This is a genomic window from Sulfurovum sp. (assembly GCF_015493435.1).
Lineage (GTDB): Bacteria > Campylobacterota > Campylobacteria > Campylobacterales > Sulfurovaceae > Sulfurovum.
Window position 1 is genome coordinate 28,299 of sequence record NZ_WGDD01000022.1, and the last position, 15,738, is coordinate 44,036.

Below are 15,738 nucleotides of genomic sequence, written 5' to 3' on the forward strand. Positions count from 1 at the left end.
TCCATCCCTTGTAACCATTGGTATTGAGAAACACAACACCCTGCATTTTAACAATACAAAGCAATACCTTCCCTTGCTGCTCACTACTATCACAGCATCGCCTCCTTGGGTGGTGTCACGGCAACTTTCCAAGCCGGGATCAATACCGCTGCCAAAAACGGAACTGCATAAAAAAGAAAGATCGACCCCAGTATCCCAAACTTAACAACCGGCACAAAGGTAACATGATTGGCAAGGTTGGAGCCTCCAAGGAAAATATGGCTCAGCAATGGTGCATTCAATACAAACACATACAGGTATGCCAATACAACACCTATGATAAAACTTATTATAACAATCACAAGATTTTCATAAAATTTCAATTTCAGAATATCTTTAATACTCCAGCCTACCGCACGAAGGATCCCTATCTCTTTGCGCTCTGTAGAGTAAACCATGGAATACCGCTGATACAATATAAGCATAAAAGTGACAATGGTTACGAGATAAAGGATTAAAAAGAGTCCTCCTTTGTAATTATAGAGGTTCTCGTAGGCTTTTTTCACTTCTCTTTTTTCTATGACACGAACATCATAGAAGAGAAGATGCAGTTTGGTAATAATATTGTCCCATTCGGCATCATTGGGCACATTAAAGGTAATATCGGTCACCTCACCTTCTCCCAAACCAAAAATCTCTCTGGCCAGTTCTATAGGCATAATGATCATATCATTGTCAATAAGGTTAGCTTGTTTTGGAAGGGTTTGATAAATGTTTACTTTTTTAAACGTACCTTTGGGGGTTTTAAATGTGAAATCATTTTTAAAATAATGTGCCTCAAGAAATTTCCTGACCCCCTCACCTACCAACATACTGTCTTTGGAAAAAAAGCGTTTCAGGTCTACATCTTTTAAAAGTCTTTGCAATGCCTGATTGTTCTGTTCATCAAAAAAATCGATACCAACCACCAAAAAAGCGTTTTCTCTTGGAGCAAAAAAATACCTTCCGTAAATTCTGGGTGCTACGTGTGTCACACCATTGATACCCAGAATTTGATCAACCCATGCTACGGGTGTATTAGCAGGTTTTCCTGCCTGTATACGGGTCACCACAAAATCTCCCTGCTTCTGCAGTGCGGACAAAAGAGAATATTGTAAAGACGAAGAAAGGAATAGCACTGCACTTAAAAGAAAAATGATGATTACCGAGATCAGTACTGCTCCGATATGTTTACTCTTCTGCTTAAACAGCAAAAGGGTCAAGAAATGTAAAAAAGCATTATTTCTCATAGACAAAATCCATTCTGTTCAATGCCTGCATCTGGGGATAGGCAGGGTTTGAAGCAGTTTCATAAAAAAGTATCCTCGGTTCGTAATAGGATACACTTAATGCAGGAGAAGAAAAATTTGTCACAGCACTAATGCCCTGCAATGCCTCTTGCGGTGTTTTCCTGTCATACTGCAGATAATGCCCTGCTACCATACCTATTAACAAAAACAATATTGTCACCAATACAAAAAAAGGCTTGATCATCTATTGCACTATTCCATCTAATGCCATGAGCATTTTACCGGTAATTTCACCAAATCTTACAATCTTTTTACCATGATGTTCAGCCATGAATGTCTGGGCACTTTTTTTGTCCTTAAAGGCTATCAGTTCATGTCCCATCGGCCCAAATACATCTGCATCCAACACATAAAATGCTTCTTTTGCAGGAATTTCATCTATAGTGTAGTAATCACTAACGACCATTTCGGAAATATGACTGCGGTCATAGGGAAAATCTCCATCAAAGATATAATACTTCATCATATCTTTTACACCATCAAAATAGTACACTTTCCCATCATGTTTCATCATTGCAGCCCATTTTGGATATTTGGAAACGAACATACCGCATACTGGACATTTTGCATCATCAGGAACTGCTAAATGCTGACTGTTCTCTTTGATGCTTCCCTGCTGTAGATAATAGGCTACTGCTTCCAGTTTGTCAGGAGAGAGATGTTTACACGATCCGGAAGAAAGGATCTCTTTTTCAATTGTTTCAATATTACCTGCAGCATGGGGAAGCGTACTTTGCTCACACATCACTTTGACAATACGTTCCCCTTTTTGTGCAAGTTTCATTGCTTTGACAGCATTACTTTCATCTGCAAAGAGAGATATTAGACTCCATAATGCTATAAAAATAATTTTTACCATCTTCATTTCCCTTGTAGGGTGTTGTCTTATGACAACACCATCAATCTATAATTTTTGTATCTCTCAGTATTGTAAGGGTACAGGTATGAAAATTCGGTGCAAGCGAAGCACTAACTGCTGAGTCATACAACACTATGCACACATTATCTGTTTTTCAGATACAATCCAATAGCCTGTAATTGTTTGCCATTCAACCCTTTACACAGCTTATTACTTACAATAAATGCTTTTGCTTCAGCAGTAGAAACAAACTTCTTATCGGTTTTCTGGCACATTTTACCATACATCATTTTCCCTTTTTGAGCCATCATTGCCTGTTTTTTGGCAATCATCTTACTATCTTTGGCAAACTCTGCTTTGGCTGCTTTAAGTGCTCCGGTAAAGTCTGTCACTTTACCACCGTTTACTTTGGCAAAAGCTTCTGCATCTGCTTTTTTTGCAAACGCATATTTACTGACTGCTGACATTGTCCCTTTTTTACGGCTTCCCACTACATATGTTGCTTTCTCTACCGGGATGAACTTCAGTGTTGTTACATCTACCACTTTCATCTCTGTAAGCTTACTGCCTTTTTTTAGATCTTCTGCCAAACAGTGAATAGAACAATACTGCTTCACTTTACCATTCACAGTAGCTGCATGATTTGTTTTGTAGAACATTGGAAGTGTCATACCACATTCAGGACAGAATGCTTTAGCTTTACCTTCCTGTAAAAGAGTGGCCTTTCCTTTTGGTACCGCCTGAAACATTTTAATCATTTTTTTAGGCTGACCTGCCTGTTTCATTGCAGCTCCACATTTACCTGCCGCGCATTTCATCTCAGCATGCGAAAAGCTTATTATAGTCCCCAATACCAATACAGCCAATAACAGTTTTTTCATATCCTATCCTTATTATTTTGATAAAATATTATAATACATTAGTGTTAAATTAATGTTAATACAGTCTATGGATCTCTTCGAGCAGATTGTCAACAGTAATATCATCACCGTACGAGCGGAGAAAGTCATTCAGGTACGTTTCGGAAGCTTCCATCCCTCCTTCTTTCTCTACTTCTACCAGTTTTTTATAGAGCGGGTCAAGTACATCGGTAACATGCTTCGATATTTTTTTCCGCGACGCTTTGTATCCGGTCGGATTTCCCTCTTCGTCCCTCAAAATATCAAAATCGGTAAAAACCCAGTAGTATCTGCCGTCTTTGGCAAGATTTTTAACCGCTGCAATAAAATTGTGCCCATTCTGGATGCGGTCCCAAAGAATCTTAAAAAGGATTTTGGGCATATCGGGATGACGCACAATACTGTGCGGCTGCCCGATCAGCTCCTCTTTGGTATAACGGGATATTTCTGCAAAGTAGTCATTGACATAGGTGATAATACCTTTCAGGTCGGTATCACTCTCTATATAAACATTGTTTTTAAGCTCTATCTCTTCATCAATGGGTTCTGGTCGTTTCATCTCATTACTCCTTTTTTAGGTCATAGCACTATTATGAATGTATATTCCCCGCTTTCGCGTGTCGCTATGCTCTACTGTTCGGTTTCACAGCCAAGATCGTGAAGCCGTTCACGGTCTTTTGCGCTGCTTACATATCCAGGTAGCGTATCAGTCCTTTGCTTAACTTCGTAAAGGGAAGGATTTTGGTTCCCCCATTCTTCATCATAAAAAGTTTTGCATTGGTTTCTGATTCGAACGGGATCAGGTCGTCGCCATGAGGACCGGTTATTCTGCTCCCGAAGACATATACAGCTTTGGTCGCATCAATTCTTCTGCCCGTATTGAAATCCTGGACATAGAGTTTATCGATACCTGCACTCAAAAGGCCATGTTTTTTAAAATACGGCTCATGCTGGGCTACCTGCATCATTGATTTTACAGAAACAAACTGTATTTTCTTTTTATTTTTGAGTTCTGCTTCACACAGCCATTTGTCATACTTTTTCAACGGCAGAATATAGACAGGATCTGTTGCATTCTGATCAAGCAGTATGATCTTCCCGGAAAACGGCGCCTGGGCGAAGAGGATCCCTATTCCCAGGATCATTCCCAACACGATTTTTTTTATCATCTGTCTCTCCTTACAAAAGATCTTTTTTTCTAAATGCAATATATCCAAAATAGGATAACAGTGCACCAATGACTATCGGATAGAAGATCGCATAAATGATCAGCCAGGTCGAACCGAGTGTATCGAGAATATAATAGGCAACCGGTCCGATGACCGTCAACTCGGGATCGAACAGCGAAATGGCCCCGATACGGAAGACTTCTATGGGGTTGAGCATGGCCAGAAATACGATCAATCCGTCATTCATTCTGTTCTGCAGCATCAATCCTATCAGTCCGATATCGATAAACGCCAGCATGACGATCCATACAACGAACGAGCCGCCCAGGGCAATATCGGTCGATTTGACAAGGGTAGAGAGGAAAAAGGCAAGTCCAAGAAAAACAAAACTCAGTGAAAACAGAAACGCCGAGTAGAGAAAAACCATTTTCCATGGAAGTGCTCCGCCTTTTAAAAGACCGAAAACAACACCCAGCAGCAACGCAAGAAAAACCGGCATGAAAACAGTCAGGAAGCGGCCGAGCATTTTGCCCCAGTAATAGTCTTTCAGCGATACCGGAAAGGAGAGCATATATTCAAGGACATTGCTTTCTCTGTCTCCGGAAATCGATTTGACCGTAGTAATGAGAATGAAAATAGGCAGGATGATAATGGTGACTTGTATAAAGATCAGCAGCATACGGCTCAAGCCGGTAAACCCCATGACAACAGAGTCCGAAACACCGCTGATAAAGAAAAGCGCCATCAAGCCGCCAAAAACGACAGAATAGACATAAAACCATTTCGAACGCAATGATTCTTTGACATCCAGATATGCAACAAGAAAAAGATTTTTCATCAGTACGCCTTTACTTTCTTGGAATTAGACTGCTCGATCTTTTCGATCTGCTTGACAATACTCTGATAGTCAAGCACCTTTGAGCCTGGGGGAAGGGTTTCTTTGCTGTAGGCGGCAAAACCGTATGCCATCGGTGTGATTGCACCTGAAACATACAAGGCTTTGCGTGCATTGATCCACTTTCCTGTTTTGGCATCAGTGACCCAAATGTTCGCTTCTTTTTTCCAGGGTATTTTTTCTTCTTCCAGCCAGAGTACGGCACAGCCGATATCATCGAATTTATAGGCTTTGCCTGTCTTTGGCGCAATGATCTGTACGGCAAATTTACGTTCGCTTATAGCCATTTTACAGCGTTCGCACATATCTCGGTCCCAGTGCATTTGCACGGCACCGCCTACCGTTTTTTTCTCACATCCGGAAAAGCCCAGCACCATTAGAAAACCCAGCAGCAGCAAAAAACTAAATTTTTTCATCTTCTACCACCTTTCCGAGATCCATATATATCTGACGGTTTACCAAACCTTTTATTTCGTCAAGCCTGTGTGTAATGAAGAGGGTAGAACAGCTTTCGTCTATCTCGGTGAGGAGTTCATAGAATTTCTCACGTCCTTTCGGGTCAAGATTGGCTGTGGGTTCATCAAAAATAAGCAAATCGCTCTCTTTGGAGAGTGCAATGGCGATCAGAAGTTTCTGTTTCATTCCGCCGGAAAGCTTGAAAAAAGGTTTGCTGATATGTTTTTGGATATCAAGGTCCATCCTGCCGGCTTCCTGCAGAACTCTCTCCCTGGGAATACCTGAACTGCGCCCGATGTACAGCAGCAATTCTTCAATACTAAGCTTTACCGGCGGCGGCAGCTGGGGGATAAAGCTGATGTTCTCCAAAACCTTTACTCTTTCTTTTACCGGATCATGACCGTTTACGGTAATCTTTCCGCTGTTGATATGATAAAACCCGAGCATGGCGCGTACCAATGTGGTTTTTCCTGCACCGTTTGGCCCCATCATCGCGATACGGTCGCCTTTGTTTATCGTTATATTCACAGAGTCAAGTACTTTGCTTCCCATGAACTGTTTGCTCACTTTTTCGGCTACAACCAACATTTATACTAAATCCTTCAATCTGAATTCATAATTGTATGCATCGGTATGGCATACATCAAAACAGCGTCCGCACATTGTACAGTCACCATTGACAACAAGTTGTGTGGTCACACCTTTTTCTGTTCGTTCTTTATCATGTTTGGGTTTAATGAATTCAAGCACATGATCTTCAAAACAGGCATTCAGACAGGCACCGCAGTGGTCGCACTTGTCCATATCCCATTTGACTTTGGTCATGCTGACCCATCCGAGCATATTGTAGGTTGTTCCTACCGGACAGATATACTTGCACCATGCTCTTCTCGAATAAAAAATTTCAATGGAAAGCACTACAAGCACCCAGACAGCAGCGAGACTCCATCCGTATGTGATGGCACGGCTCAGGTAACCGATAGGGTTGATCACTTCAAAAACAAGATAGCCGTCTACAGCTGCGGCGATCAAAAAAATAGCCCAGAATATAAAACGTATATTCGGATTGAACCGATGTTCTTTGATGATCTTCTTTCGGACAAGTATCTGATGGATACGTTCACCTATTTCGCTGAGAAAGCCGTAGGGGCAGACCCATGCGCAGTATGCCTTGCCTCCGACAAGAAAGTAAAAAATGATCAGCGTTGCACTTCCGATAATGACATTGACATGAAAATGATGTTCTGCCGCAAATATTTCCAGTGCGGTAAAGGGATCTATCAGGTGAAACCCGAAAAGTCTGGACCCGTTCAACGTTCCTTCAAGCAATTGCATATCGATATGAAAAGAGAGGAAAAACAGGAGATTGATAATAATCACACTCAGCCATCTCCATGCTCTTATGGTCAGCCGGAACTTGCCCTTTTTGGTTTTATAGTACAAGGTACTCAGCAAAGACGCATTGATCAGTTCTTTGACGCTACCGTTATATCTATCCATTTGTTATCCTTTTATGCGGCTTCAAAACAGTGACTGAGCCACTGTTTCTGTCTTACTGTTGTGCTTTATACTTTTGTTCGAATGTACCGATTTCATCTGCAAGCTCTTTGAGCTGGCCGTCATTCATTTTACTGAGCAATCCGTACATTACATAATTTTTTCTTACCCCGGACTTGAAGTCCCCAAGATCTTTATATACTGTTTCTGCACTGAGACCTCTGAGTTTCGGACCGATGATACCGCCTCCATTCACACCGTGGCAGGAAGAACATTTTTGTTTGTAAAGCGGGCTGACTTTGAATGCAGCAACATTTCCTGCCTTGTTTTTCAATGCCTGCAGTTTTTCATCAAGCTCTTTCTTCTTTTTCTCCTGCTCTTTTTCAAGATCGGCTTTTGACGCTTCACGGGAAGCAGCCGATTCTTCCTGAACAGGTGCCGTATTGTCCAAGTGTACTTTGATCTCTGATTTCGCAATCATTTTACTGATCTCTCCTACTTTGTTCACTTCTCTGTCAGATTGGTATATCATGAACATTGCACCGAGTGCAAGTATCGTTACGATTGCAGCTAAGATATGTTTCATTGTGGGTTACTCCTCATTTTTTTAATTGCTTTGTTGAATCTGTCTATCTCATTGGCGATATTTTTCAGTCTTGTCTCATCTATACGTGTTACAAGGTCTTTCATCAATTCATTTTTCTTCTCGCCTGTTTTAAATGCCATAATCTGATTAAAGATAAACGTGGCATTTTTATCGAGAAGGGCCGGTCCTATCACTCCGTTCGCATAGTCATCATGACACGCGGAACAAAGCAGACGGTAATCCGGACTGAGCTGTTTGACCATCAGTGTGATCCGTACCCGTTCATAGGGAGAACGGATATCTCTGTAGGCATCGAGCTCTGTTCTGACTTTTGAAGTTTCACTGTTGTAATCGCTTTCTTTTTTGTCATTCTCTTTATTGTATGAATAATAGAACTGTCCGCTGTTCTCTTTTGACTTTCCTTCTTTTTTCAGTGCTTTGACCGCACCTTCCGTCACAACAATACTCCCGGCTTTTCCTGTTTTCTGTGTCGATTCTTTCGACTGGTCTTTGCTGCATCCGCTTAGACAGAGCAGTACTGCCCCGAGCGACACGACCCATACTCTGTTACGCATTTTTGCTTCCTTTCTTTTTTTCATATACTTCAGCATAGGTTGCGCGCGGAAGTACTTGCAATACTTTCGTCGGACACAGTTCCACACAGGCACCGCATCCGACACAGGCTTCCCGAATTTCCGGGAAAAGCCCTCCGTCTTTCGAGATCATTCCTATCGCATGGCTCGGATCAGGCTCGAACGGACACAGATCGGCACAGATACTGCAGTTTTTGCCTTCCTGCTTACCCAGCTTTTCCAGAAGCTCTTTCTGGAGTTTGACTTTTTCCGTGTCGTTGGCATAAATTTCTACTTTTCTGTTCCTTCGTTCCTGCGCCGTAATGACTTTGGTATGATCGTAGATCCTGCCGATCATCTCTTCTGTCACCTTCTTGTTGGTCAGCGCAAGACAGGCACTTTCATTCACGACAATGGCCATACCCATATGCACTTTTTCTATGACATTGGATTCATGGTCAAGCGCACCGGTCGGACAGGCCAAGACACAGGGAAAGGCTTCGCATAGATAGCATCCTCTTTCCAGCGGTGCAATGTAGGCTGTTCCCACACCTGCTTCACCCTCTATGTCTTCCAGTTTAATCGCATCATACGGACAGACCTGCAGACACTGTCCGCATTTGATACACATCGTAAGATACCTGTCTTCTTCTACCGCTCCGGGCGGACGCAGTCTCTCTTTATGCGGTTTGAAATCTTTGGCAGCCCATATTCCGCCTGCTGCTGCAATGCCAAGTACACCAAGTCCCGCAGCCTGCTTCATAAACTGTCGTCTTTTTTTCTCTTCTTTTGAAGTCATGTTTTGCACTTTTTTTTCCATTACACTTGTCCTTCATACATTTTGGGATGCTTATCGCTCAAAAGCAGTACCGGCTCTGAAAACGGAGCCAGTTTTGCCAGAAAATTCAATATGGAGATCACAGGCGAACCGTAAAAAAACTTGACGTTTGGATTGAGAAGCCAGATTTTGTCTGCATAGGCATAATAGTTGTACGGTCTGTCACCTATACCGTCACCGTTCCGGTCAAATCCTTCATAATCATCCCAGTAATTTCCGTCAAACAGATTTTCGGTAACTTTACTGTTGTAGGAATCGTTCGTAACATTCTCAATATTGCCCTTGAAAGTATTGTCCAGAAATTTGTTATGCAGGCTCAAAGAGTGAAAATGGATCCCTTCACTGTTGTAAATGATCCGGTTTCCCTCTATAATATTGACCGTATCGGGTTCATAGGGCGACCTGTCTATGAACAGACCTCTTGCGCAATAGATGATCGTATTGTCTTTCAGGACAAAATTGCTTGCATCCTTCATGCCTATACCCAGTCCTGTCGTACCCAAAGAATTTTCGATAATATTTCCTGTCGCTACCGTATCTTGCGAATACATAAAAAAAATACCTACAGAATTGTGTTTATATACATTATTTTTGACGATGTTTTTGCCGGTATACATAAAATGGAGCGAGTAGCGTCCATATTCACCCCGGTTCTTTTCTATGAGGTTTCCATGCGAATACCATACCACAAAATCACGTGACTTGTAAAGATGGTTCTTGCTTAAATGGTTGTCATTGCTGTACCATAGACGCACACCGTCCCCTCTGAGTCCAAGTGCAAAAGGCTTGGACTCAATATAGTTCCCGTTGATCTCGGAGCGTGTTACCTGGGCCATATCAATGCCGAAAAGGCAGTCAACTATCTTGCAGTTCTCGACCGTGCACTGCTGCACTTTGTTCATAGAAATACCTGCATCTACCCGTTCATGTTCTGCACCGCTGTGCCTGATGGTCAGGTTCTTGAGCGTTACGCGCGAACTGCCAATCGTAACTACCGTACCTTTGCCGTCACCTTCAATTATCGCGTTCTGGTCTTTCCCGTCAATGATCAAAGGTTTGTTGATAACGATATTACCATGATAGATCCCGGCCGGAAGTTCCAGCTTTGATCCCGGTTTTGCCTTGTCAATAGCCTCCTGAAGTGCATTATTCGCCCATAACAGATGCGACAGTACCATAAGAGAGACTATAAACTTGTATATCATTTTAGGCTGCTTGTCTGCTTTTCTGGTATTTTCGTTTTGAAGCCAGTGCCAAAATACTCAGTATACTTATCGCGACCAGAAGCCAGAAACCCAGTGACGGATAGGAGTGTGTCGTAAACTGTGCCACTTTCCCGTCACCAAATACCGTAGGGGTGAACGGTTTGATCTTGAATGCGCCCCAGGCATGCATGTGGTGACCGAACCAGTAGAGCCAATAGGAATAAAACCCTATGAATACAACAGGCAGTGCCACAGGTATCAACATCAGAAGATTGAATATTCTGTTATTGTAGATCATGAACATTGCCATGAGCCACGCTACGAAGATCAGGGCATACGGTGCAAGCATACGAAGATACGGTGCCCCTCTTTCCATCGGATCCATGCCGATATAGTGATTGATCGTATTCATTTCATGCACATCTCCGCTGAATCCGTCAAAATGGTAAAAGACAGGGATCCCTTCCGGAAATGCATCTTTGGGATAATTCGGTGCTTCAAGAGAAACATACCAGATAGGCGCAGTGACCACATTCAACTCCATGTCGTCTGCGATCCTTTTTTTCAGACTGTCCGCATCTTCTTTGGGAATATTGGGAGAGACATACCGCCCCTTCTGATAATAATCCCATGTATCTACTGTAAGTGCAGAAAGTTTGTCTCCTTTTCCCTGACGCCCCATTTCGACGACATTATGCGTGAACACTGCAGGAATGACGAACCAGTAAAGCAGTATTCCGAGTGCCAGCAGTGTAAATATTCTTGACTTTGCCAAAGAACTCATGTGTATCCTTTCTTTTAGATATGCCAAAAAGCTTCAATGTACCAAGCTCTTTGAAATACCTATATATCGTTAGTTATATTTTACCTCATTCTCCTGCGAATAGGCTTGATAGGTATCAAGATAAATTATATTTTCTGTAAATAAGTGAAGATTATAGTGTAAGACACAAAGGGCAAAGAAATGCCCTTTATGCAGTGTAGATCCTAGAAGAGATTCGCATTCTCGTCGATCCACTTGAGATATTCGATAATATCTTTTGTCTGTTGCTCTGTCATACCCTGGTTAGGCATACGGAGATTGAAGTAGTTGATCATAGATTTGATGTATGGGTTGCTATACATTGTTTCTGGATGCATGATCCATCCGGTAACCCACTTCTCGGCATTTTCATGTCTTTGAAGTACACCTGTCAAATCCGGTCCGGAACTTACTTTCCCGATAACGTGACATCCGTTACATCCGCCTTCAAGATACGCTGCTTCACCGCGTTTTGCAGCAGGGCTCATAGGTTTCGCTACTTTCTTGACCAGAAGGTCTTTCGCACGAATACCGACGTCGGCTGTTTTAACCATGTACTGCCAGATCATATTTTCGAACAGGATCGCTTTGTTCAGATTGCCGGCTTTCACCGCTTCATCCGCTTTTTTCTTCTGCTCTGCGATCTTTCCGTACTGGTCTAACGCATCTTCCACCAAGGCTTTGATTGTCGGATACTTCTCGTAATGGTTCTCTTTGAGGAACTTCACAACACTCTGGATGACTTTGTCTGTTGCATTGTTTACCGCAACAGTCTGATCATACTCTTTTTTAAGCTGTGCAGGACTCATTTTTGCCATTTTAAGCTTTTTAGCCGCTGTATATTTTTTATTTGGATCTTTCACCAAAAGGTAACCCATCATTTCCAAGTGAAGCGCTGAACAGAATTCCGTACAGTAGTAAGGGAATACACCTTCACGGTCTGCTTTGAATGTAACTGCAACTGTTTTACCCGGTTCGAGTGATGTGTGTACATTGTACTGATCCACCGTAAATCCGTGTGTTTCATCCTCCGCTCTTTCGAGGTTTGTCAGATAGAAAGTAACCGTATCGCCTTTGTTTACTGTAACATGCTCAGGGTTGATATGTGATCTGACCACGGTTCCGTAAACATATACATGGTTGCCTTTTCTGACGATTTTTTCCTGACCGGCAAGTGTTTTACCTACATGCACTTTACCGGTAAAGGCATTGGTACCCATTTTGTAACGTACTTCAGGGTGCAGTTTGCTTGCTCTGATCGCTACTGCCTGGTGCGGTTCTCCAAGAGGTACCGGCATATCGTAAAGCAATTGCATCTTTTTACCGCGGATATCGATCAGCTGGTGGTTCTGCGGATGCAATGGCCCGATTTCGTTAAATCTGTCGATCGCGAGTTTGTTCAGTGCAATGATATACTCACCCTGAGGATCTTCTGTTTTACCTTCCATTCCGCAAAGGTGGCCGATGTTGTAGTTTACGTTCTGTCTGTCTTCTACTTTACATGTCAGGTAATCCCATTTGACAACCTGGGAGTCAACATAGAGAGAAGTATAGATCTCGCCCTCTGTTTTCCACTTTGGACCAAACTGGTTATGTAACGGCCCGAGACCCAGCTCTGCCTGGCAATGCATGGCTTTTTTCATATCGAGGATAGGGATACCGTACGGATCTTTTCCTGCATAGTCTTTGTTTTTGATCAAATCCATGATCTTCGCAAAATCATACACAGTCGCATGGGTGTCAAGTTTACCGCAGACTACAATATATTTACCGTCCGGAGTGACATCTACACCGTGCGGTGATTTAGGCTCGGGGACCAGGAAGAGAGCATTGTTTTTAACCGCCACATCTATAGGAATGACACGTGCCCCGTTGATGATTTTTACATTTTTGTCATCTTTGGCCAACTCTGCCAGTTTTTTCCAGTTGTAGACATGCAAAAAGTCCGTATCGTTTCTTGAACATCCCGCTTCAAACGGAGGAAGTCCTTTTTCGATACCGCCGGTATACATTTCGGAGTTAAATGAGTTGGTGAAACCCCAACCGTAACTGGCTTCTTTACCGGCATCGGAGAGATCCTGCATGTAAGGAGGCATTTCAATTGTAAATGATTTGTCTGGCTGGATCCTACCCTTGTCGTGGTTGAAACTCCAGACAGTCACACCGCCGCGGTATGTCTCTTTATACTCATCCATCGGGTGGTAATTGTTGTCGAGCGGTGCACCGTACTGACATGCTTCCAGAATATACTTGGAATCCGGCGTAAAGAATGCACCACCATGATCGGATTTGAATACAGGGTTTACTACGATCTGCTTGGTGACAAAGTCGTTCAAGTCAATCACGGCAAGTCGCGGATTGGCTTTGTCATTAATGATCAGCCATTTACCGTCATATTTACCGTTAGTCTCGGAAAGTGCCGGGTGGTGGGTATCTCCCCATGTGATCTTCTTCCCTCTGATATTACCTTCCGCCAATATTTTTTTGGTATCATCGTCATAACCCCATCCCTGCCAAGGCTCCGGGGTAAAGACACCGATATATTTGAGTATTCTCATGGACGGTACGCCATATACCATCATTTGTCCGGACTGTCCTCCCGAACTGAATACGATATATTTGTCACGTCCGCCGCTCGGCGTATAGGTTTTCGCTGCTGCGAGCAGATCTGCCTGTGTCAAACCTCTTTCTTTCATTACTTTATCCAAGGCTCCTCCACCGAAAAGTGTTGTCACACTCAGTGCAGAACCTAGAACAAGTGATGTAAATTTGCTTAACTTGTAGCTCATTCTTTCCTCCTAAAAATTTTAGTCAATCATACGACAGTATCATTGCCCATGTGGACATTATACCTTATTATAATAATAAATATGATTGACCTGTGTCAAGAATTTAACACTAATTTAACACTTAGGAGTTTTTTACATGCAGCATTTGCAAGGTATACAGGGTAAATATATCACCCTGTATGTCTATTTAAAATTTATAGCTCAGGTTGGTGTAGACATAGCGTCCGGGTTCGTTCATAAGCATCACTTCACCGCCGCCGGAAATGAGGGTCAGATCTTCATAGGTATTTGAAACAGCATAGGTTTTACCGAAGAGGTTGTCTACCCCTACCGTCACTTCAAAGTGATCTGCAAATGTTTTGCTCCCTTTCAGGTTGACAACCGCATAGCCGGGCAAATACTGTTCACCGTTGTCTGCATCATAGTCTTTCCATGCACCTGCAGCAACGACTTCGGCACGAAGCAGATAGTCATCCGGCTCTTCAAAGTTGATCCCCGCGACCAGTTTCATCGGCGGGATCTCAGGCATATTGGTCCCGGTCTGTCCGCTTAGAGGATGATCTTTCTCACCTCGTTGGTAAGAAAGAGCGGCATCCGTGTACATGGTCTCGGTCAAAATATACGTTCCGCTTACTTCAAAACCATACAGTTTCGCATCCATATTTTCAAAACGGTTGGTCATTTTGTCTGCATTGTAGAAGATAAAGTCGCCCAGTTGACTGTAAAAGAATTTTGCCTTGAGTGTCGCATCTTCAAACTGTGTTTCCCCGCCAATGTCAAATTCCGTATTGGTCACAAGGTCGAGTGTAGGGGTGCCCAGTACTTTACCCGCTTTTTGGAAATAGAGCTCGCGTCCGTCAGGAACCCGGGAAGAACGGCCTGCCCCGCCATAGAGTTTTGTTTTTTCATCCACATGATAGGTTAACAGTACATTGCCGTTCAAGGCATTGTAGTCATTGCTCTGCAGCGTACCCAGACCGGGCTTGACCGATGTATCGTCATATCTCAGGCCAAGATCGACTTCCCATTTGTCCAAATGTATCTTGTCTTTGGCAAAAAAAGCAATATTTTCAGTATCGACATCCGGAATACTGATACCTTTATATCTGTCATTTTTCCCATAATAAGCACCATTCCAGTTGCGCAGACTGTAGTCTATGCCTACTGTTAGCTCATGGTTGTCAAGGTCGAACCTGTTTTTGATCCTGGCCCCCTGTGTATCGGTTGTCAGCCAGTTTTTCATCAGCATCATACGGGAAGCTTTTCTGTACATATTGCTCATAGGGTGGTCCACATCTGATTTGTACAGATGAATATCAAGTTCTTTGGAATAGCTTCCCAGGTCTTTGAGGATATATTTGGCATTGTAGATATTGGAATTATCATACAGGGCATCCATCGGTGTTGTCGGGTAGAGTATATCGTCACTTCTGTTACCCGTATAGCTCAGTTTCAGCTGCTGTGTATCTGTAATATCCCAAAACATTTTTGCCAGAACGGTCTTTTTGGTAAAAGCATCCATGTCACGGTACTGCGGCAGAAGTGCCTGTCCTTTCAGCTTTTTGTCGTGTACCGGATTTCCATTCAGGTTCTGGGCGATATAGTTATCCATCTGCTGCGCAAAATCGTTGCCGTCGCCATCTTTATACTGTCCGCCGCGTTCTCCCGAAGCACTCAGAAGAAATCTGATGCGTTCTGTACCGCCGCTGATCATCGCAGAAGCTTTTTTGTAATCCCAGCTTCCAAAGTTCAGATTGGCATCACCATGCAGCTCTTTGGTGGGCTTCAGTGTTTCAACATCGACGTTGGCACTCAGTGCACCGAAATTCTCCACATCATACGG

At 43.0% G+C, this 15,738-nt stretch carries 17 protein-coding genes; all 17 read right to left on the minus strand.

Features of this window, described 5'->3' with window-relative positions; all coding sequences use genetic code 11:
• Positions 1-89: 89 nt before the first annotated feature.
• Entirely contained in the window at positions 90-1,268 is a 1,179-nt protein-coding gene (locus F8L24_RS03495; RefSeq protein ID WP_294951814.1) for an FtsX-like permease family protein, read from the minus strand.
• Positions 1,258-1,512, minus strand: a complete 255-nt coding sequence (locus F8L24_RS03500; protein ID WP_294951817.1) for a hypothetical protein — start codon at positions 1,510-1,512, stop codon at positions 1,258-1,260. The genes F8L24_RS03495 and F8L24_RS03500 overlap by 11 nt, the downstream gene beginning before the upstream one ends.
• Complete coding sequence (locus F8L24_RS03505) at positions 1,513-2,187, minus strand: nitrous oxide reductase accessory protein NosL (RefSeq protein WP_294951819.1); 675 nt, start codon at positions 2,185-2,187, stop codon at positions 1,513-1,515.
• A gap of 143 nt (positions 2,188-2,330) precedes the next feature.
• Positions 2,331-3,068 carry a nitrous oxide reductase accessory protein NosL gene (locus F8L24_RS03510; RefSeq protein WP_294951821.1) on the minus strand — a complete coding sequence of 246 codons (738 nt, stop codon included), beginning with the start codon at positions 3,066-3,068 and terminating at the stop codon, positions 2,331-2,333.
• A 55-nt stretch (positions 3,069-3,123) separates the two neighbouring features.
• Positions 3,124-3,645 carry a PAS domain-containing protein gene (locus tag F8L24_RS03515; RefSeq protein WP_294951824.1) on the minus strand — a complete coding sequence of 174 codons (522 nt, stop codon included), beginning with the start codon at positions 3,643-3,645 and terminating at the stop codon, positions 3,124-3,126.
• 127 nt (positions 3,646-3,772) lie between these two features.
• The gene (locus tag F8L24_RS03520; protein WP_294951827.1) at positions 3,773-4,255 is read right to left on the minus strand and encodes a nitrous oxide reductase accessory protein NosL; all 483 of its coding nucleotides are present in this window, start codon (positions 4,253-4,255) and stop codon (positions 3,773-3,775) included.
• A gap of 10 nt (positions 4,256-4,265) precedes the next feature.
• Positions 4,266-5,093 (minus strand): ABC transporter permease subunit, encoded by an 828-nt coding sequence (locus tag F8L24_RS03525; RefSeq protein WP_294951830.1) that lies wholly within the window; start codon positions 5,091-5,093, stop codon positions 4,266-4,268.
• Positions 5,093-5,566, minus strand: a complete 474-nt coding sequence (locus tag F8L24_RS03530; RefSeq protein WP_294951833.1) for a nitrous oxide reductase accessory protein NosL — start codon at positions 5,564-5,566, stop codon at positions 5,093-5,095. Before F8L24_RS03530 ends, F8L24_RS03525 begins: the two co-directional genes overlap by 1 nt.
• Positions 5,553-6,194 (minus strand): ABC transporter ATP-binding protein, encoded by a 642-nt coding sequence (locus F8L24_RS03535; protein WP_365937961.1) that lies wholly within the window; start codon positions 6,192-6,194, stop codon positions 5,553-5,555. Before F8L24_RS03535 ends, F8L24_RS03530 begins: the two co-directional genes overlap by 14 nt.
• Positions 6,195-7,106, minus strand: coding sequence for a NapH/MauN family ferredoxin-type protein (locus tag F8L24_RS03540; protein WP_294951836.1), 912 nt, complete (start codon positions 7,104-7,106; stop codon positions 6,195-6,197).
• A gap of 52 nt (positions 7,107-7,158) precedes the next feature.
• Entirely contained in the window at positions 7,159-7,689 is a 531-nt protein-coding gene (locus F8L24_RS03545) for a c-type cytochrome (RefSeq protein ID WP_294951838.1), read from the minus strand.
• Entirely contained in the window at positions 7,686-8,264 is a 579-nt protein-coding gene (locus F8L24_RS03550) for a hypothetical protein (protein ID WP_294951841.1), read from the minus strand. Before F8L24_RS03550 ends, F8L24_RS03545 begins: the two co-directional genes overlap by 4 nt.
• Positions 8,257-9,081 carry a 4Fe-4S dicluster domain-containing protein gene (locus F8L24_RS03555; RefSeq protein WP_294951844.1) on the minus strand — a complete coding sequence of 275 codons (825 nt, stop codon included), beginning with the start codon at positions 9,079-9,081 and terminating at the stop codon, positions 8,257-8,259. Before F8L24_RS03555 ends, F8L24_RS03550 begins: the two co-directional genes overlap by 8 nt.
• On the minus strand, positions 9,081-10,301 hold the full coding sequence (locus F8L24_RS03560; protein WP_294951861.1) for a nitrous oxide reductase family maturation protein NosD: 1,221 nt from the start codon (positions 10,299-10,301) through the stop codon (positions 9,081-9,083). The genes F8L24_RS03555 and F8L24_RS03560 overlap by 1 nt, the downstream gene beginning before the upstream one ends.
• 4 nt (positions 10,302-10,305) lie before the next feature.
• Complete coding sequence (locus tag F8L24_RS03565; protein ID WP_294951846.1) at positions 10,306-11,088, minus strand: cytochrome C; 783 nt, start codon at positions 11,086-11,088, stop codon at positions 10,306-10,308.
• Positions 11,089-11,291: 203 nt separating this feature from the next.
• On the minus strand, positions 11,292-13,895 hold the full coding sequence (nosZ, locus tag F8L24_RS03570) for a Sec-dependent nitrous-oxide reductase (protein ID WP_294951849.1): 2,604 nt from the start codon (positions 13,893-13,895) through the stop codon (positions 11,292-11,294).
• 187 nt (positions 13,896-14,082) lie between these two features.
• Positions 14,083-15,738 (minus strand): TonB-dependent receptor (locus F8L24_RS03575; protein ID WP_294951852.1); only part of this gene is annotated, 1,656 nt, incomplete at its 5' end.